17 protein-coding genes are annotated in these 18,072 nt (G+C 64.3%); 4 read left to right on the top strand and 13 right to left on the bottom strand.

All coding sequences use genetic code 11. From position 1 onward, the window contains the following. Window positions 1-17 precede the first annotated feature (17 nt). Both ACFRAQ_RS13835 and ACFRAQ_RS13830 read right to left on the bottom strand, forming a co-directional pair. Window positions 18-536 (bottom strand): EthD domain-containing protein, encoded by a 519-nt coding sequence (locus tag ACFRAQ_RS13835; RefSeq protein ID WP_379098766.1) that lies wholly within the window; start codon window positions 534-536, stop codon window positions 18-20. 218 nt (window positions 537-754) lie between these two features. Next, window positions 755-1,507, bottom strand: coding sequence for an SDR family oxidoreductase (locus tag ACFRAQ_RS13830; RefSeq protein WP_379098763.1), 753 nt, complete (start codon window positions 1,505-1,507; stop codon window positions 755-757). A 163-nt stretch (window positions 1,508-1,670) separates the two neighbouring features. Here ACFRAQ_RS13830 and ACFRAQ_RS13825 point away from each other — a divergent pair, with 163 nt between their 5' ends. After that, on the top strand, window positions 1,671-2,309 hold the full coding sequence (locus ACFRAQ_RS13825; RefSeq protein WP_379098760.1) for a TetR/AcrR family transcriptional regulator: 639 nt from the start codon (window positions 1,671-1,673) through the stop codon (window positions 2,307-2,309). Window positions 2,310-2,321: 12 nt separating this feature from the next. Here the strand turns inward: ACFRAQ_RS13825 and ACFRAQ_RS13820 are convergent, their stop codons facing one another. Both ACFRAQ_RS13820 and ACFRAQ_RS13815 read right to left on the bottom strand, forming a co-directional pair. Further along, window positions 2,322-3,035, bottom strand: coding sequence for a hypothetical protein (locus ACFRAQ_RS13820; protein ID WP_379098757.1), 714 nt, complete (start codon window positions 3,033-3,035; stop codon window positions 2,322-2,324). A gap of 6 nt (window positions 3,036-3,041) precedes the next feature. Beyond that, on the bottom strand, window positions 3,042-3,641 hold the full coding sequence (locus ACFRAQ_RS13815) for a hypothetical protein (protein ID WP_379098754.1): 600 nt from the start codon (window positions 3,639-3,641) through the stop codon (window positions 3,042-3,044). A gap of 209 nt (window positions 3,642-3,850) precedes the next feature. Between ACFRAQ_RS13815 and ACFRAQ_RS13810 the strand changes: the two genes are divergently transcribed. Together ACFRAQ_RS13810 and ACFRAQ_RS13805 are read left to right on the top strand one after the other, a co-directional pair. Then, window positions 3,851-4,690: an SDR family NAD(P)-dependent oxidoreductase gene (locus tag ACFRAQ_RS13810; protein WP_379098751.1), complete on the top strand. Its 840-nt coding sequence runs from the start codon at window positions 3,851-3,853 to the stop codon at window positions 4,688-4,690. After that, a complete protein-coding gene (locus ACFRAQ_RS13805; RefSeq protein ID WP_379098748.1) occupies window positions 4,690-5,472 on the top strand; it encodes a hypothetical protein in 783 nt (260 codons plus the stop codon). The genes ACFRAQ_RS13810 and ACFRAQ_RS13805 overlap by 1 nt, the downstream gene beginning before the upstream one ends. On the opposite strand, the gene ACFRAQ_RS13800 is transcribed toward ACFRAQ_RS13805, so the two are convergent. The 6 genes from ACFRAQ_RS13800 to ACFRAQ_RS13775 all read right to left on the bottom strand — a co-directional run bounded on the left by ACFRAQ_RS13800 (window position 5,467) and on the right by ACFRAQ_RS13775 (window position 13,683). Continuing rightward, entirely contained in the window at window positions 5,467-7,686 is a 2,220-nt protein-coding gene (locus ACFRAQ_RS13800; RefSeq protein WP_379098745.1) for an MMPL family transporter, read from the bottom strand. The two genes, ACFRAQ_RS13805 and ACFRAQ_RS13800, sit on opposite strands and share 6 nt — an antisense overlap. A 127-nt stretch (window positions 7,687-7,813) precedes the next feature. Then, complete coding sequence (locus ACFRAQ_RS13795) at window positions 7,814-9,349, bottom strand: bifunctional 3-(3-hydroxy-phenyl)propionate/3-hydroxycinnamic acid hydroxylase (protein WP_379098742.1); 1,536 nt, start codon at window positions 9,347-9,349, stop codon at window positions 7,814-7,816. Next, window positions 9,346-9,702 (bottom strand): DoxX family protein, encoded by a 357-nt coding sequence (locus ACFRAQ_RS13790; RefSeq protein WP_379098739.1) that lies wholly within the window; start codon window positions 9,700-9,702, stop codon window positions 9,346-9,348. Before ACFRAQ_RS13790 ends, ACFRAQ_RS13795 begins: the two co-directional genes overlap by 4 nt. After that, window positions 9,699-11,618, bottom strand: a complete 1,920-nt coding sequence (locus ACFRAQ_RS13785) for an acyl-CoA synthetase (protein ID WP_379098736.1) — start codon at window positions 11,616-11,618, stop codon at window positions 9,699-9,701. Before ACFRAQ_RS13785 ends, ACFRAQ_RS13790 begins: the two co-directional genes overlap by 4 nt. After that, window positions 11,615-12,553 (bottom strand): fumarylacetoacetate hydrolase family protein, encoded by a 939-nt coding sequence (locus tag ACFRAQ_RS13780; protein WP_379098733.1) that lies wholly within the window; start codon window positions 12,551-12,553, stop codon window positions 11,615-11,617. The genes ACFRAQ_RS13785 and ACFRAQ_RS13780 overlap by 4 nt, the downstream gene beginning before the upstream one ends. Beyond that, on the bottom strand, window positions 12,550-13,683 hold the full coding sequence (locus ACFRAQ_RS13775) for a VOC family protein (protein ID WP_379098730.1): 1,134 nt from the start codon (window positions 13,681-13,683) through the stop codon (window positions 12,550-12,552). Before ACFRAQ_RS13775 ends, ACFRAQ_RS13780 begins: the two co-directional genes overlap by 4 nt. A 132-nt stretch (window positions 13,684-13,815) precedes the next feature. On the opposite strand from ACFRAQ_RS13775, the gene ACFRAQ_RS13770 reads away from it, so the two are divergent. Next, on the top strand, window positions 13,816-14,475 hold the full coding sequence (locus ACFRAQ_RS13770; protein WP_379098727.1) for a TetR/AcrR family transcriptional regulator: 660 nt from the start codon (window positions 13,816-13,818) through the stop codon (window positions 14,473-14,475). Between the two features lie 89 nt (window positions 14,476-14,564). Here the strand turns inward: ACFRAQ_RS13770 and ACFRAQ_RS13765 are convergent, their stop codons facing one another. Genes ACFRAQ_RS13765 through ACFRAQ_RS13755 form a run of 3 tightly spaced genes read right to left on the bottom strand, consistent with a single transcriptional unit; the run spans window position 14,565 to window position 17,913 of the window. Continuing rightward, on the bottom strand, window positions 14,565-15,371 hold the full coding sequence (locus tag ACFRAQ_RS13765) for an SDR family NAD(P)-dependent oxidoreductase (protein WP_379098724.1): 807 nt from the start codon (window positions 15,369-15,371) through the stop codon (window positions 14,565-14,567). Window positions 15,372-15,399: 28 nt separating this feature from the next. Beyond that, on the bottom strand, window positions 15,400-16,161 hold the full coding sequence (locus ACFRAQ_RS13760) for an EthD domain-containing protein (RefSeq protein ID WP_379098722.1): 762 nt from the start codon (window positions 16,159-16,161) through the stop codon (window positions 15,400-15,402). Between the two features lie 21 nt (window positions 16,162-16,182). Beyond that, window positions 16,183-17,913 carry an AMP-dependent synthetase/ligase gene (locus ACFRAQ_RS13755; RefSeq protein WP_379098719.1) on the bottom strand — a complete coding sequence of 577 codons (1,731 nt, stop codon included), beginning with the start codon at window positions 17,911-17,913 and terminating at the stop codon, window positions 16,183-16,185. Between the last annotated feature and the right edge of the window lie 159 nt (window positions 17,914-18,072).

Below are 18,072 nucleotides of genomic sequence, written 5' to 3'. Positions count from 1 at the left end.
CCGCAACGGTCAGCCGCTTACCCGAGGAGCACATACTCTTTCGCGAGGAAGAGCGAGCATTGCGCCGAGTCCATGAAGTTCTTCTCGTCATTGACGAGGTTCTGGTTGGCGATCACCCCTTCCGGGGTGGCCATAGCGGCCACTAGAGCCTCCGTGGACCGGAACCAAGCCTCGACGACGCCGTCGTAGGCTGGCCCGGTGCCGTGCGAAGCGGAGAACAGAGAATTGACGCTGGAGTCCATCGTGTGGCTCTGGACGTAGCGATAGCCGCCGAGCGTCTCGATCTGCTGCCTGGCATAGGGCCCGTGGTGGTTCAGCCAGTAGTCGTAGAACTGAGCGGGCGTGAGGTCCGGCCTGCGGCGAAGCGCGCCCGTCAGTTTGATCGGACCCGAGTTGGGTTCGGCCGCTGCTTGCTGGACATGGGTCGCCAAGAAGACGCCGAGGCCCACCGTCGTAGCACCGGCAAGGAAGGCGCGGCGTGAACTCGCGCCTCCGCGGGTGTTCTCTATCAACTTCTCATCCTTCTCGATGGCCACCCGTGCGCGAGATGCTCAGCGTTGCTTCGCAATCGACGCAAGAGTCTTGACCGGAATCGTCGGCAGCCGACACCCCGCTGCCTCATCTGATGGTTCCATCAGGCGTGACGAGACTAACAGGCAGTAGCAAAATGACGCAACCCTCACATATGAAGACATCGTCAGCATGCGTCCTGAGGACCCCCTGGCACCACGCGACGCGCAGACAACCATCGAGATCAGACAGCCCTGGCCACCCATCGCAGCGGCAGGTTCCCGAGCGCGAATCCGATCGGAATCCACGGCCAAGCAGGAACTTTCGCCACGTCCTTTTCTCGTTCGATCGCCTTGACCATCGCGCGAACGCCCCTTTCCGTGGTGACCGCCAGCGGCCGCTTCCCCGCCCCCCTGCTCAGCTCCGACTCGATGTAACCGGGATACAGCGTCGTGACGGAGATGGGCGTGGCAATAGTGTCGGCGCGGATGGCCTCGGCGAGTGTTGCCACGCCGGCCTTGGTCGCCGAGTAGGTCGACATATGGCCGGGCAGGCCACGCAGGGCACTGATCGATGAAACCATGACGAGATGGCCGCGGTTCTGGGCACGGAAGATCTCCATCGCCGCCTCGCACTGAGCCAGCGCCGCAACGAAATTCGTCTGCGCGGTCTGCAGATTGGCATCGAAACGACCAGTACCGATCGGCTGCCCCTTCCCCACTCCCGCGTTGACGACCACCCGGTCCAGGCCACCCAGTTCACCCGCAAACCCGTGAAAGACCGTGAACACCTGGTCGTGATCGTTCACATCCAACGGAGCGATGGCCACCTTGATGCCGGGATGGGAGCGCAGCAGGTCTGCCCGCAATACCTCGAGCCGATCGACACGTCGGGCGCACAAGGCGAGACTTCGTCCGCGGGCAGCGAACTCGCGCGCCATCTGCGCACCCAGCCCCGAACTAGCCCCAGTAATGACGATGTTGGCACGCCTAGCCATCTCAGCCTCCTCAGAGTTAGAACTGATGATCAGATGTGATCATCTGATCACAGATGTGCCTGAACAAGAACGCGAGGGCCGGACCGCGTTCGAGTCGCCAAATTCCCACTTTGACGGTTTCATCAGATACGATTCTGATGACGATTCCGATTCAGGAGGGCAGATGACCGCCGATCCCGTGGCGCGCAACCGTGTCGACCGGCGACGCGAGCGCACCCGCAACGCCTTGCTCGGCGCCGCCCGCAAGTTTCTGTCCGAGGGCCGAACCGCGGTGAGCATCCAGGAGATCACCGACGCGGCCGATGTCGGATTCGGCTCCTTCTACAACCACTTCGAGTCGAAGGAGCAACTCTTCGACGAGGCCGTTCGCTCGGCACTCCAGGTCTACAGCGAAATGCGAGACGGCATCGTGTCGCTCTACGACGATCCCGCCGAGGTGTTCGCTGTCAGTTTCCGGATGACCGGACGCCTGCAAAGACAGATTCCCCAGATGGTGCGGGTGATCCTGAATTCCGGCATGTCAGTGTTACTCCGGGACGAAGGCTTGGCACCGAGGGCCCGTCACGACATCATCGCGGCGCAGGAGGCCGGCCGTTTCGAGCCGATGGACCCCAACATGGCGGTGATGGCTGCGGGCGGCGCATTGTTGGGCTTGCTACAGCTGCTCGACGCACAACCGGACGCCGACGTGGAGGCACGAACCGACGAAATGACCTTCCACGTCCTGCGCATGTTCGGCATGACCAAGCGATCGGCGCAAAAGCTTTCCTCCTCTCCCCTGCCACCACAACCTGAACTGTGACGACCTGCTAGCTCAGGACTGGCTTCGGTTGGCCGAGTGGTGCCGGGGCGGTTCAAGTCCGGGACCGGACAGTCCTCGGCGTCGGACTACGGAGAGCATCACCTCCCGCTGGCCACGGATCTCGGGGTTGTAGCAATCGATCCGGGAGCCACTGAACCGCGCGATGCACCCGTTGCAGTAGCCGCAGACCGGACGCTCGGCAAGCGGTTCACCCACGATGTTCCGATAGAGATAAGGGTCGGCGATGAACGCCCGCGCCGCCGACACGGCGTCGGCGGCTCCGCTTCGCAGAGCTGCCTCCATCCCATCTCGCGTATGGAACCCACCGACCACAATGACCGGAATGTCGAGGCTGTCGGTAAATCGTTGCGCAAAGGGGAGGTTGAAGCCCTCACGCGGCGGCCGCGCCCACTCCGCCACTCGCTCCACTACCGGGGCTACCACGCGCGCTGCCATTTTTCGCATCGCAGATCCATGGGTCGCGGCGCCGACTGTCACGCTGGCCTTGATGAAGCCCCTATACCTGCCCTGAATCATTCCCGGCCACGATTCGTAATGACCGCGGGAGATCTCGATGGCATCGGCGCCAGCCTCTTGCAGCCAATGGGCAACTCGCACAAGCTCCTCAGAAGTCGCGGCGCGTCGCAGCGGAAGATCGTCTGTCCCATTCAGTTTCACGAGAATGGGATAATCGGCGCCGCATCGTTCCCGCACCGCCCGCATCACCTCCAGCTACAATCGCGCCCGCCCTTCGAGCCCACCGCCGTAACCGTCCGTTCGCCGATTCGTGTGCGGAGTGAGGAACTGGCTCAGCAGGTAGCCGTGTGCGGAGTGGATCTGAACTCCATCGAACCCTGCTGCACGTGCTCGTGCCGCAGCAGCGGCGAAGCTGTCGATGATGCCGGGAATTTCGGCCAGGCGCAATGGCGAGGGCTTCGTCCCGTAGAGCGGCTCACGGACGTCGGACGCCGATACGATGCGATCCGCTCCTGGCGCGAGCTGAGCGATCTGCCGGCCCCCATGGTTGAGCTGAGCGACGAGCTTGGATCCCCCGGTGTGGGCAACACTGACCCACTCCCGCAGGCCGGGGACCTTGTCGTCGCTGTCGATTCCAGCTTGTCGACCCGCTGATTTGCCCTGGGGAGAGACGTAGAGATTGCCAGTCACGATCATCGGAGTGCCTGCGACTGCCATCGGTTCGTAGAACGCCAACAGGTCATCGGTAACGAAACCGTCACTGGTAGCTCGGGTTTCACTCGTCGCCGACTTGAACAGTCGACCTTCCAGACGCATCGACCCCACCTGGAGCGGGCTCTGCAGCAACTCACTCATGTTGCATTCCTGATCCAATCGTCAGATGTGATGACTAGATCATTCAATGCCATCCCGGCGCGCGACGTCAAGCACCAACAGTGACCCTTGACGCAGTTGCACAGTCGTGTGATTCTCGTAACCATAGGTGACGCTGAAGTCATCACTGACATATTCATCATCAATCGTGTTCGCTGCGCGACCGCTCGGACACGTCGACAGGACATTGTGTGAACACAAATCTCACGGGCCGGACGGTCATCGTGACCGGCGGAGCTCAGGGAATCGGCCTCGAAACCGCGCGGCAGATTGTCAAGTCCGGCGGCCGCGTCGCGATCCTCGACGTGGACGGTGAGGCCGCTGCGGCAGCTGCGGGCGGACTCGGTTCCCCGGCCGTCGTGCAGGCATTCGCCGCTGATGTCCGGAACCCGGACTCCATCGAGGCTGCACTCATCGGAGTTCACGAGCAATTCGGCGGGTACGACACCGTCGTCGTCAACGCCGGTGTAGGGCTTCCGTTGCAGACCTTCCGCTCCACTGCCGCCGAGCAGTTCGCCAGGGTCGTCGACGTGAACCTCGTCGGCGCGGCCAACACTGTCCGCGCCACGCTGCCCACGGTGATCGAACACGCCGGGCAGTACCTCATCGTGTCGTCGGTCGTCGCCTTCAATAACGGCGCGCTGGAGTCCGCCTACGCCGCCTCGAAGGCCGCGGTCGAAGCACTGGGGCGCGCCCTGCAGATGGAACTGGTGCCGTACGGTGTCGACGTGACCATCGCCTATCCGGGCTACGTGCGCACCGGCATGCTCGACCTGTTCTGGGAAAACGAGGTTGCCCGCAGGTTCGACAGAACAATTCCCAAATTCCTCAAGGGAGGCCTGTCGGCGCAAACCGCTGGACAAGCAATGGCTGGTGCGCTTGTCAAGCCAACCAAGGCGCTGGTGTTTCCGGGCCGGTGGCGACCGATCAAGGCATTGCGTGGTCTGTGGGGGCCGCTCAGCGAGGCGACGCTGTCCCGTAACACAGACTTCGCGGCGGCTGTGGCTCTGTCCGATTCGGAGGTGCTGTGATGACAACCCCGATCCACACCACCTCCTCGGTGAATCCGGTCTGGTTGCGCCAGGACGTATCCAGGGAAGATGGCTTCGCCTACTGGGCGGGACCGCATGCCGAGATCATGACCCGGTTGCCGGGTGTGACCGAGTATGTGCAGCGCCACTTCTCGTTGTCCGACCACGGGTACTGGCCGGCGACGCAGAAGGTCGGAACGCTGATCCCCGCGGACTGGCGGTTGGACGGGTTCCCGGAGGTTCGCTTGCGCAGCGCCTTCGCAGCACTGAACACCGCACTTCACCTGCGCGAGATCATCTTCGACGAGCAGAACGTCTTCGATCGTGTGCTCGGTCAGCTGACCGGACCGGGCGGGGGTCGCTGGTGGGAACCCACGCACGATGACACCGTGCCACACCGCACCGCGGTTCTCCTGCAACGTCGGCGAGGTGTGCGCGGGCCCGAGTTCCGCAACTGGGTCCACGAAACGCTGGGTCCCGCACTCCACGCGGCGGGAGCGCAGGACCTCCGGACGTACACGTTTGTTCCCTTCACGAAGTTCGCGCACCCCACACCGGGTGTCAATCACGACTACGCCGCGTACCGCCGCTACCACGGTGCGCTCACCATCGGAGCCGACAGTCCCGAGAACATGCTCGAGATTCTCTCCTCGCCCACCGTCTCCGCCGTGGTCGCGGACCAGGCCCGAGTGCTCACGGCCGCACATGCCTACACCGTCGACCGCACGATCGTGGTGATCCGTGACGGCCAGGTCGTTCCCGCCGAACAGCGTCGGTTATGACTTGTTTGTAATACTCTGCGGCACTTCGGTTTCGAGCTCGGGTGCGAATCGACGTTCGAGCTCAACGCCTTCGATGTCGAGATCGGGAACGTAGCGGGCGAACCAGCTCGGGTGATACCACATGCGATTGCCGATCAGTGCCATGACAGCGGGCACGAGCGTCAGCCGCACGATGAAGGCGTCCAGCAGGACACCGACCGCCAGCGTGAAGGCCAAGGGTCGGACGATCGGGTTGTCCACCGTGGTGAATGCGACGAAGACCGCGAACATGATGAGCGCCGCGGCTGTCACGACCCGGGCGGAGTGGGCGACACCATTCTGCACCGAGGTGACGGCGTCGGCAGTACGGGAATGCTCCTCTTTGATGCGTGACACCACGAAGATCTGGTAGTCGCTGGATAGGCCGAAGATGATGGCCAGGGTGATGATCGGCAGGAAGCTCAGAGTCTGCGCCTTGGTGACGTCGAAGAGACTTGCGCCCCAACCCCACTGGAAGACAGCGACCTGGACACCGAGGGATGCGAAGACCGACAGTATGAAACCGACGATCGACGAGAGCGGGACCAGGATAGTGCGGAACGCGATCGTCAGCAGGACCAGGGCCAGACCGACGACAACGACGAGGAAGATCGGCAACGCCTCGGCCAGTCGCTTCGAGGTGTCGATGTTCGCGGCAGTGGTTCCGCCGACGAGATATGACGCTCCGGTACCGGCTTCGATGCTGGCGCGGTCATCTCGCAGCTGGTTCACCAGATCATTGGTCGCGCTATCCGCTGGACCGGTCTTAGGCACCACTTGGAGCAGGACGAGACCATTTCCGGAAGCCGCGGGCTGGACCACCGCGACATCGGGTTCCTGCTGCAGTCGGCCCACCAGGGTCTGTACCGCATCAGCCGAGGTGGCGTGCGAGGCATCGGCCACCACCAACAGCGGCCCGTTGAAGCCGGCTCCGAACGAGCGGGTCACCAGATCGTAGGCTTTGCGCGCGGTGCTGGATTCCGATTGCGTTGCACCGCTCGGTAATCCGAGATCCATGCGGGTCGCTGGAATCGCGAGAACGGCGAGCAGTGCGACGCCCAGCACCAGCAGCGGAATGCGGAAGCGAGTGACGAAGCGCCCCCAGGCGTGGCCGCAGGTACGTTCAGGCTCGTATGCGGCGATGCGCGCCACTTCTTCGGCCTTGCCCGGCTGCAGAGGCGGCGAGATGAACTTGGCGACGAGGCGCCCGGCGAAGGACAGCAACGCAGGCAACAATGTCAAGGCGACGAGCATCGCCACCAAGACCGCCGCGGCCGCGGTCAGACCCATGACGGTGAGGAACGGGATGCCCGCGACCGCCAGGCCGCACAGCGCGATGATGACCGTGACCGCGGCGAACACCACCGAACTTCCCGCGGTGCCCACGGCCAGTGGAATCGATTCCGCCGCAGTCATTCCCAGTACGATCTGGTGCCGATGGCGGGACAAAATGAACAGCGCGTAGTCGATGCCACAGGACAAGCCGAGCATCAGTGCCAGTGAGGACGCCGCCGAGGGCACGTCGACGAACGCGGCGATTCCCAAGATTCCACTGAGTCCGATGCCGACGCCGACCAGCGCGGTGACGATAGGCAGGCCCGCAGCAACGACCGCGCCGAAGGTGATCAGCAGGACGATGAACGCCGCGACGATGCCGAGAACCTCAGGGTTGTGCGGGATTTCAGCCGTAAACCCTGGATAGATGCCACCGGCGAATTCTACCTGTAAGCCCGCATCGCGAGCCGGAGCAGCGACGGCTTCGACCGCATCGAGAGTGCTCTCGTCGACCTCCCCCGCCGACACGGAGAATTGCACGCTCCCGAGAGCGACACGCTGATCCGGCGAGACGGCCTGCGCTTGAAATGGGTCCACCACCGCTGCGACCTGCGGCAGCGCCTTCAGTTCGGCCATGACATGCCCGATCTGGCCGGTTATCTGCTGGTCGGTGACTTTGGCCAGACCGGGCGTTGCGAACACGACCTGCATCTGCGCGCCGCTGTAGGCCGGAAGCCTGTCCTGCAGCAAGGACACGGCATCCTGCGATTCGGTGCCTGGGACGGTGAAGTTGTCGTTCGTCTTCCCGCCAGTGCCGACGGAGAAGGCGATCGCGCCGCCCAGCAGCACGATCCACGTAACGAGCACCCACCAGCGCCGACGGGCTACGAACTGCCCCAGAGCGAACAGATAGCGAGACATCAGAGTCCTCCCAACGAGACACCTCAGCGAATCATTGACAGCTATCGCGCATAACTATCGATACGGTAGCACGGTAACTGACGATATCCTCATAAACGCGATTGCAATCAGCTAAGCCGCAAAACGCTCAGCTCGCGCGTGCCCGTCGTTCACTGGGCGCGAACCGAGGAGCAGCCGCACAAAGGGCGGACACGCTCTCTCCACCGCTCTGCACGGTGCCGTCGGGACGCACCAGGACGGCGACCGCGCGGCTCCGGCGAAGCCAACGACAGAGTTCCGAATCGGGCTCGGCGCGCAATACGACGCCGCCGCGCTGTTCCACCACAACCCGCTCGCCCGGCGACGGTTCCACACTTGCGATGACGGCGTAGCGTCCCGCGATGACGTCGTCGACACGCCGCGCGTCCGCCAGCCGACTGTTGGGGACAAGCCGACCAGCCAGACCTCTGCGGATCCGAGGCGCCGTGACCAGCGATGAACGGTGCAACGCTGGCGACTCCCCACTGGTGACCATCCTGGTCAAACCCGGTACCCACCGCAGACGCGGCGCGATGAGGTTGCGCAGCCGGTTGCCCAGCTCGCCGCCCTCCGTCATCGTCAGACCAGTGAGTTTCGCGAGCCTGATCATGGCGCGCGCGTGCGGCTTTCGCTCGGCTTCGTAAGTGTCGAGGACACTGTCGGGCAACTCGCCGCGCAGTACCCCGGCCAGCTTCCAACTCAGATTCGCCGCGTCGCGCATGCCCGCGCCCATGCCCTGTCCGATGAACGGTGGCGTGAGGTGCGCGGCGTCGCCGAGCAGGAAGACTCGGCCGCTGCGCCACCGGTCGGCGAGCTGGGCACGAAAGGTGTACTCGGCGACCCGCACCAACTCCAGCCGTTGGAAGGCTGCTGCGTCGAGCCACGGTTCGAGCAGCGGGCGCAGCCGTGCGAGGTCACCGTATTCGGACGCGGTTTCGTGCGGGTGCAGCCGGAATTCCCATCGGTATCTGGTTTTTCCGATGCGCATATACGTCGCCGCCCGGCTCGGGTCGCAGACCTGATACACACCTTCCCAATGACCCAGGTCAGCGGTGGTGGCGATGTCCACCACCAGCCATCGTTGTTCGAATTGCAGGTCCTGCATCCGACCACCGATCGCCGCGCGCACCAGACTGTTCGCACCGTCACAGCCCAGCACGTACTCAGTCCGGACGGATTCGGCGCGCCCCGTGACCCGGTCGTTGAAATCCACTCGGACACAACCGATTCCCTCCGTGACGGCGGTGACTTCCGAGCTGCCACGCAGAGTCGCGGCCGGGTAGAGACTCAGGTTCGTGCGCAGGATATCTTCCAGCTCCGGTTGGTCGAACAGGTTCGCCTCGGGAAATCCGTTGCGTCCACCGGCCGGGTCGCGGTCGAATTGGGCCATTACATGGTGGTCGGGATCTGCCAGGCGCAGACCTAACGCGGGCCGGGAGATCGCGTCGAACTCGTCGCCGATGCCGAGCCGCTCCAGGATCCGGCGAATCTCACCGTCCAGGTGGACCGCACGGGGCTGTGGGTACACGCCTTCCCATCGCTCCAGCACCAGTGATTCGATACCGTACTGCGCAAGCAGGGTGGCCGCGGTGAGCCCGGCAGGCCCCGCACCGACGATCACGACCGGAACCGTCGGCGAGCTCACGACGACGTACCTACCAGGGTGGCGATATAGGCCGCTGCCACCAGCGCGCTTCCGGCAGCAGGCGCGATTTCCACGGCGCCGTCACCGTTTCGAAGGTGGCTGGCGACGGCACCGGTCATCAACAGCATCAAGCCGGCACCGGCGGCCATCCCGATCGACGGCTGAGTCAAACCCGCCAGAACGCCACCTGCCGCGACAATCTCGACCGCTCCGATACCGCGGTAGGCGGTCGTGGAGTAACCGAGGTCTGCGGCGCGCTTCCGCATCGAGGCGACCGCCGCCAATTTTGCTGCCCCGAAGGACAGGAATTCGGCGGTCAGCAAGCCCGCGAGCACGATCGACACCACTTTCACTGCCGCACCTCAACTTTCCAAGTAATCGCGTAGCGGCCGAGAATCGCCTCGGTCACGCTTCGGTCGGTATCGGAGTCGAGCGCCACCGTCGCCACGATCGCGCCGTCCTCGACAGCGGCCGCGATACCGGCAACTCCGGCGATCTCGGCGAGCGCCTCCAGGAGTTCGCGACGCGTCGCGTCCGCGCGCAGCCCGAGCTTGAAGGGCTTTCCGACGTCGGTGACCGGCAGGGCGTCCAGGACAGTGACGGTCTTTGGCGCGGCGGCACGCTCGTGCACCCGCTCGCCCGCCCATGCCACGAGCTCGTCCTCGGTGACGTCCGCGCCCGCCACGAGCGCGACGTAGGCGACCGGGACCTCCCCGGAGTGCACGTCCGGGCGGCCCACAGCTCCGGCACCACTGACCTGCGGGTGGCTCAACAGCGCATCTTCGATGGTCGCGGGATCGATATTGTGTCCGCCGCGGATAATGAGATCCTTCGCGCGACCGTGCAAATGAATGAAGCCGTCATCGTCGATGTGAGCTAGATCGCCAGTGCTGAGCCAGCCATCGACCACCGTGCCCAACCCGTCGACGTAGTGGCCTGCACTGCCACGACCGGTCACATACCCGGCGAATATCGTCGGACCGCTGATAACCAGCACACCGATCTCACCGGCAGGCAGTCGTTCCCACCGCCCGTCCTCCGCAGTACGAATAACCGCCACCTGCTGATAGGGCATGCGCTGCCCGACCGCGCCGGGTCGCGGAAGTTCCGGGAAGCTGCGCGCGGTCGCGCAGGTGGCCTCGGTGAGGCCGTAACCTTCCACCAGGGTGACCCCGGTGTGCAGCTGAAAGCTCTCACGAACCGCGAGCGGCAGCGGCGACGCGCCGACCATGGCGTAGCGCAGGCTCGAGATATCGGTGTCGATCGGACAGTTTGCCAGCACGGCGTACACCGTCGGCACCGCGCTCATCGCGGCAATCCGATAGTGCGCCACGATATTCCAGAACTCCGCGTACAGTGCGAAGTCCCGGTATCCCAGGGGGCCGGCCCACACCACCGACTGACCGCGGAACAGTGGTGCCAGCAGAGTCACGACCAGCGCGTTGACATGGAACAGGGGCAGCGCGGCGAAAACCACCGACTGGTCGTCGAGTAGGGAATTCGCTGCGATCATCCACGCATTGGAGACCTCACCGGAATGGCGGTGCGCAGCGAGCTTGGGTACGCCGGTGGTGCCACCCGTGTGGAACAGTGCCGCCAGGTCCGACGGCGCCGGCGGCGCTCCGAGAAACTCGGTCGAATCCTGATTGGCGGCAAGGACTTCGAGGTAGCCGACCCGGAGGCCGCCGTCGATGCCGGGCAGGGCCGGCGGCGGCTCCGGGGCGGCAGTCGGACGCAGCACCAGTATGGCGTCCAACAAACCGCGCGCGGCTAGTTCGCGCGCGGTGGTCCATGTGTCAGGTGCGAGTTCCGGACCGGCGGTGACCACGACGCGCGCGCCCGATCGGCGCAGCAGCTCGGCGACATGGTCTTTCGACAAGCCACCATTGATCGGCGCGGCGATACCAGCCAGCTGCGCGGCTAGGGTGGCCGGGATCAGCTCCGCGCAGTTGGGTGCGATGAGCGCGACCGCGTCAGTGCGGCGCACCCCCAGTTCATACAGCAGGTTTGCGTAGCGATGCACGTCGGCGAGCAGTTCGGAGTACGTGCGCCGCACCGGCTCTCGCCACCTGGCCGCGTCTGGTAACACGGTGAGCGCGTTACGCTCCGGCCAGCGCTGCGCCGCGCGGACGAGGAGGGCATATGTTGACTCTGGCAAGCCACGTGCCTCGAGCGGCACCGCTTCGATGGCCGCCAGATCGTCCGGTCGGGCGTAGCTGGGCCACAGCAGTTCCTCGGTCGAGGTTTCGAGCGTGGACTTGTCGGTCATCGGGCGTACCTCACGACCGTGCGCTGGCGACCCAGGTCGAGGGCGCCGTCGTCGGTGCCGATCTCGGCCTCGACCACGTCGCCGTCCTTCAAGTACTTCGGATTCTTCGCCTGGCCCTGGAAAAACATCTTCCACTTGACCTTCGGCGGCAGCAGAGACCCGATGAGCGCCACCACCTTGGGCGGAGCGCTGATCGCGGTGCCGACCGGGGTACCGGTCAGCAGCAGGTCACCGACCTCCATCCGCTGGAAACGGGTGAGCGCCCGAAGCGTCTCGACCGGCCGGTAGATCATGTCGGCGACCGTCATGTCCTGTCGCACCTGGCCGTTGACCCACAGTCGCAGCCGCAGATCCTCGAACCGCTTCAGCTCGTCGGCGTCCAGCAGCACTAGCGCTGGACCGACCGGCGTGAACGTGGGATACGACTTCGCCTCGTAGAACTGCGTTTTCGGCAGCTGGACATCACGTGCGGAGATGTCATTCGTGACGACCAAACCTACGATGTAGTCCGCCAGGTTCTCGGCGGTGATATCCGAACCGACCGGCATCTCTCGACCGAAGACGAGGCCGATCTCCACCTCGTAATCGAGCAACTGCACGTGGGCGGGCCGGATGACGTCGTCGTTGGGTCCGCTGATCGACCCGGACGCCTTGCGGAAGAAGGTCAGCGGCACCGTCTCGGGATCCATGCCCGAGTCCTTCACGTGGGAGGCGAAGTTCGTCATCTGCGCTACCACACGACAGGGCGCCGTAACCGGCGAGATCAGCGGCAGGCCCTCCACCGCAACGGTTTCCGAGCTCGCTGCAGCGGCGGCAATCGCGTCACGCTCGGCCAGCAACTCCCGCGTGGTCGTCGCCGTGGTGTCGATGCGGGCCGCACCGGAGGCGGTGCGCACCCACCAGGCGTCGGCGGTGCGGAGGATGGATGTGCTCATGAGTTGGCCACTTTCAACAGGCCGCGCAGGCGGCGGATATCGAATTCGTTGTCCTCGCGCAGCGCCTTGACGATCGAGCGAACTTCGCGCGCCGACTCGGCTCCGGGCTTGATGCCGAGGAAGTCCTTGGTGGCCGGGGGTCCCCATTGCGCCAGCCCGGAGGCGGTCATCGGGGCCCAACCCGGTTCCAGGGTGCAGTCGAACATGTCTCCGTCGCTGAAGTGTTCGACCATAAATCCGTCGGGATCACGCCAGTAGTCGAAGATCTGGCTGCCTTGGATGTGCCGCCCGATCCCCCACGACCGGTGGTAGCCCTGATCCAGCAGGTACTCACCACCGGCCGCGAGGGCATCCAGATCCGAGACCTGGTAAGCCGAATGCACGTATCGGTTCGACGGTCCCAAGGTCAGCGCGAGCGTGTGGTGATCGGCAGGTGTCGATCCGCGGTCGCATCGAATGAAACTCATGACCGGTCCGAGCTCCCGCTGGCCCGGATAGAACAGAAAGTCGCTGACGATCAGTCCGAGATTGTTCAGATACCAGTCGAGGGTCTCCCGGTACTTCGTCGACTGGATAACAACGTGCCCGAGCCGCTGCACGCGAGCGGGAACCCGCGGCGGCCTTTGCGTCGCATTGGTCCGCAGCACCTCGTGTCCGAAATTCAGGACGTGCGGCTGCTGCATCGGCATGCCCGCCAGTTCGTGAGTATCGGCAACTACACGTACCCGCAACCGACTGGGGTCTACGAGGTCTACCGTCAGCCCGCCGAGTGACTCGGGCAGCGGTGCCGGTCGTGCACCCGAAGCCTCGGCCAGTCGCAGCAGGTCCGCGGACTCGGCGGCCTTGAACGCCGGGCCGACGAACCGAGAACGATCTCCCCGACGGATGAGTACGCATGGCGCGCCTGGGTCAGACCCGCGCAGCTGCAGCTCGTCGGGCGTCCGCGCCGCCGTCGAGAATCCGAAGGCATGCGCGAAGGTCTCCGCCGCGTCGAGATCGGGCTTCTCGAATTCCAGCCAGGCCAGATCGAGCACCTTGATCACCGGATTCCGGGCCCGTCCAGGATGCTCACCCGTCAGCGCGCCGTGCTCACTGTGCAGGCCGCTGTGCACATCGTGATGGCCGCTCATCGACCACTCCCTTCCACTCGCTGACGATATCGTCACTCACGAGAGGGTGATCAGTCAAGCAAATCTGAGTATTTCGTCAGCATTGACTCGAACGCTACGATGACGTGGACGCCCATCAGGAGAGGTGCATTCATGAGCGCACGCAACGGTTCGGAACCCAACCGCCTGGAACGTCGCAAGGCGCGCACACGCGCCGCGTTGATCACGGCGGCCCAGTCATTGCTCGCCGAGGGCAAGCTCAATGTGCCAATCCTCGAGATCACCCAGGCCGCGGACGTGGGGATGGGGTCGTTCTACAACCATTTTCAGAGCCGTGAAGAGCTCTACCACTTCGCCGTAGAGGAAGCGCTCGACCGTCATGGCGCACTTCTCGACACGTTGTGCGAGGACATCGACGACCCGGCTCAGGTGTTTGCCCAGAGTTTCCGCCTGACCGGCCGGTTGCATCGCATGAGTCCTACTCTCAGCAAGGTCTTGCTCAACGATGGACTCAGCCTCGCCACATCGGACAAGGGCCTCGCACCACGGGCGCGTCGCGATATCGAGGAAGCAGTCAAGGCCGGCCGTTTCGATGTCAGAGATCCGGAGCTGGCGATGACCATCGTTGCGGGAGCCACGCTATGCCTAGGACGACTGCTGCACGACCAACCAGAACGCGATGACGCCGAAGCCACCGACGAGGTGGTCGAGAATCTGCTGCGCATGTTCGGCATCCCACCCGAGGAGGCCCGCGAGATATGCCAGCGGCCCCTGCCCGCTTTCGCTACCCCTGAGGACGGCACTGCGGCCTGAACGTCGTCATCAAAATGAGCGCGGGGACTGCCGGGATCCGGCAGTCCCCGCGCTCATCGTGTCTCAGGTGCGTTTCGAGCGCATGTACCTCAGCGTTGGGGAGCGAGGGTCGCGAACAGGCGGCGACCCAGGCTTCTCGGCAGGACCCTCAGGAGGGCCGCCGAGATCTTGTACATCCGGCCGGGAACCACCATGGCTCGCCCATCGGCTGCGCCGTCCAACGATTCCGCGGCGACGCGCTCCGGCGTGAGGATGAGCGGGCGCGGGACCCGGTCGAGCGCTCCGTCGACGCCCGCCGTTTTGGTGAACTCGGTCTGCACGTAGCCGGGCATCACGGTCGTGATTGTGATCGGTGTCGAGCGGGCTTCCTCATGGATCGCCTCGAAGAGGCTGTTCACGAAAGCCTTGCTGGCGCCGTACACCGAGTGGTACGGCGTCGGTTGCAGCGCATCCATCGAGGACACGGCAATGATCGCGCCGGATCCCCTGGCGTGCATCTTCTGGATGGCCCGGCGCGTAAGCCGTAGTGGCGCAAGGACGTTGACACCAACGGTCTGGATCTCGGCGGCGATGTCGGTCGCCGTGAACGCACCGAATGTTCCGACACCGGCATTGTTCACCAGGAGATCGACGAATGGTTCCGCGCTGAGACGACGTTCGACCGCCTCCAACGAACCTTCCTCGGCCAAATCCGCGGGCAGCACTTCGACGTCGATGGCGTGGCGGGTCTTCAACTCCTCGGCCAGTTCCTCGAGCCGGCTCTTGTCTCGTGCGACGAGCACGACATCGACACCGCGTGCCGCGAGATCTCTGGCGAACGCCGAACCGATGCCGGCCGAGGCGCCCGTGACCAACGCACGTTTCCACGGTGCGGGCTTCGCGGATTCTGTCTTCATCGCTGTTGTCTTCCTTACCTAGAAGTTGTTAACGCGCACTTCTCATGCGAATCGCCGGCACCGACCGCTCGACGCTGTAGGCATGGATCGCAGTGCAGGCCAGATGCTGCTTCTCGACCGCGGCTGCGACGAAGGACGATCGAAGAAGTTCATCGACGGCTTCGCGATCACGCGCCCCGAAAATCACGGCACCATGGTGGCGATGCTCGACCGGGTTGTCGTGACACACCCCGGGCGACGTGTTGTACCACCGTGTCCACGGCAGGAAGGTGTAGGTCCGCAGGTCGCGCACGCCGGCGTCGAGGAGCGCTTGCCCGATCCCACCATGTACGAATTCCCGGAACGCCGAACCGCGTACACCGTGGCGCCTGCGCAGCAGCAGCATGACGTGATGTCCTGTGGTGTCGTCGAAGTCGCCGCTCCACCATCGGCCGCCCCCGGGCCCGGTGGCATGCCCGATGACTCTGCCGAAGACGTTCTGTTCGTCCAGGTACACCTCACGCGCATGAGGAGCAGTCATCAAGGTCGCGACAGTGCTGCGAAACCGCAGTTCAGCGCAGCCATCCAGGCGGCGATCGGCAGGGATGCTCGTCCCGACCCCGACGGTGGCGGGCCAGAATCCGTGGTCGGTGGTAGAGAAATGCCGCTGGGTGTATTCGACCAGATTGGGCAGTTTCCTGACCTTTTCGGCGTGGTTCGTCGACCAGTAGTCGGTGGCTGTCCCCCGCGGCAGATCGCCACGGAGCATCAGGGGGGACAGCATTGAACTGGTGCGAATGGGGATTGTCATCGTTGACTCCGGGCGTGTTGGTCAGGAATAGATGCTGTCGATCAGATGCGCGTGGTTGCGCACGACGACCGCGCGTTTGATCTTGAAACTGGGCGTCAGTTCGCCGGTCTCGACGCTCAGTTCACGAGGCAGAAGGCGGTACTGCTTGATGGTCTCCCACCGATTCAGGCCCGCATTGACCGAGTCGAGAGCACGTTGGATCGTCTCGTTAACCGCTTGATCCGTCATGCCACCAGTCGAGTCAGGGTCGACGGTGAGCAGCATGCTGGCGAAGTTCCGGCCGTCGGCGACGACGATGGCATGCGAGATGATCGGGCACGCGACCTTTACGGCGGATTCGATCGCGGTCGGGGCGATGTACTTTCCTCCGCTGGTTTTGACGAGATCCTTCTTGCGGTCGGTGATCCGGAGAAATCCGGCGGCGTCGAGTTCACCGATGTCGCCGGTGGCGAACCAGCCCGCGGCATCGATGACGGCGGCCGTCTGTTCGGGCAGTCCGTGGTAGCCGCGCATGATCCCAGGTCCGCGCAGCAGGATCTCGCCGTCTTCGGCGATCTTCGCCTCGCTTCCGGGAAACACCAGACCCACTGTCCCGATACGGATTTCGTGCGGGCGATTCACGAAGATGGCGCCGGTGGTTTCGGTGAGGCCGTACCCTTCGAGAACCGGCAGCCCCGCCGCGGTGAACCATTCCGCGATCTGCGGCGAAAGTGCGGCGCTGCCCGAGACGAGGTACTCGAGGTTTCCGCCGAAGCGATCACGAATACGCGCGAACACGAGTCGGTCCGCGATCGCCAGTCGAACTGCGTGCCAACGGGTTAAGGTCTCCCCTGCCGCCTTTTGGCGGACGGCGCCGATTCCGACATCGAAGGCCCACGTGTACAGCGCTTTCCGCAGTGTCCCTCCCTCGGCGGCCGCGATCGACACTCGGCTGTGGATCTTCTCGAAGATCCTGGGAGCCGCGGCCATGAAGCTGGGGCGGATCAGGGGCAGGTTGTCGATGATCCGGTCGACCCGGCCGTCGATCGCGGTCACGAAGCCGATCTCGTACTGTGCGGCCAGCATGAGCTTGCCGAACACGTGGGACAGCGGCAGCCAGAGAAACTGCAGATGATCGGCGCGAATGACACTCTCGGACGCGATGGCGGCGCCGAGGTAGAGCCAATTTCCGTGAGTGAGTTCGACACCCTTGGGCCGTCCGGTCGTGCCGGAGGTGTACACGATGGTCGCGAGATGGTCCGGGGTCACTTCGGCCAGCGCGTTGTCGATCGTGTCCGGATGACGCATGAGTCGATTGCGGCCGAGTTCGGCGAGTTCGTCGATCGACATCACGAACTCATCGTCCGCGCCACCCTCGAACATGACGGCCCAACGGACGCGACCGACAAAACCGCCGGCGCCGCGAAGTTTCGCCAGTTGTTCAGCATCCTCGACGAATACGACCGTGGCTGCGCAATCACCGAGGATGTACGACACGTCCTCGGCGTGGGTACTCGGGTACACCGTCGTCGTCGCAGCACCCGCCAGGGCTATCGCGAGATCGGCGAGCACCCATTCAAGCCGGGTGGAGCTAGCGATCCCGACACGGTCCTCGGTGGCGATGCCAAGCTCGAGCAGCCCTGCGGCCAGTTCACTACTCCGCGACGCCATGTCCGACCAGGTCAGCGACTTCCATTCGCCATCCGACCCCGGGGCGCGAAACGCCTCGGCGTTCGGATTACGCCCACATTGTGCGAGGAAGCGGGCGCCCACAGAAGGGAAGGGCGGGGTCGTAGCTTTCACAGTCCGTACTCCGGTCTTTCGTTCACTGAGGCGTGTTGGCCGCTCGATCACGGCCGGCGACCATCTTTCGACATAGTGATGAGAGTATCAACACTGTGTTGACTGAGGTCAAGACCTCACCTAGAGTCG

It is taken from the genome of Nocardia sp. NPDC056611, assembly GCF_042792755.1.
In the GTDB taxonomy this organism is placed as follows: domain Bacteria; phylum Actinomycetota; class Actinomycetes; order Mycobacteriales; family Mycobacteriaceae; genus Nocardia.
This window is presented reverse-complemented; position numbering and strand designations above follow the sequence as displayed.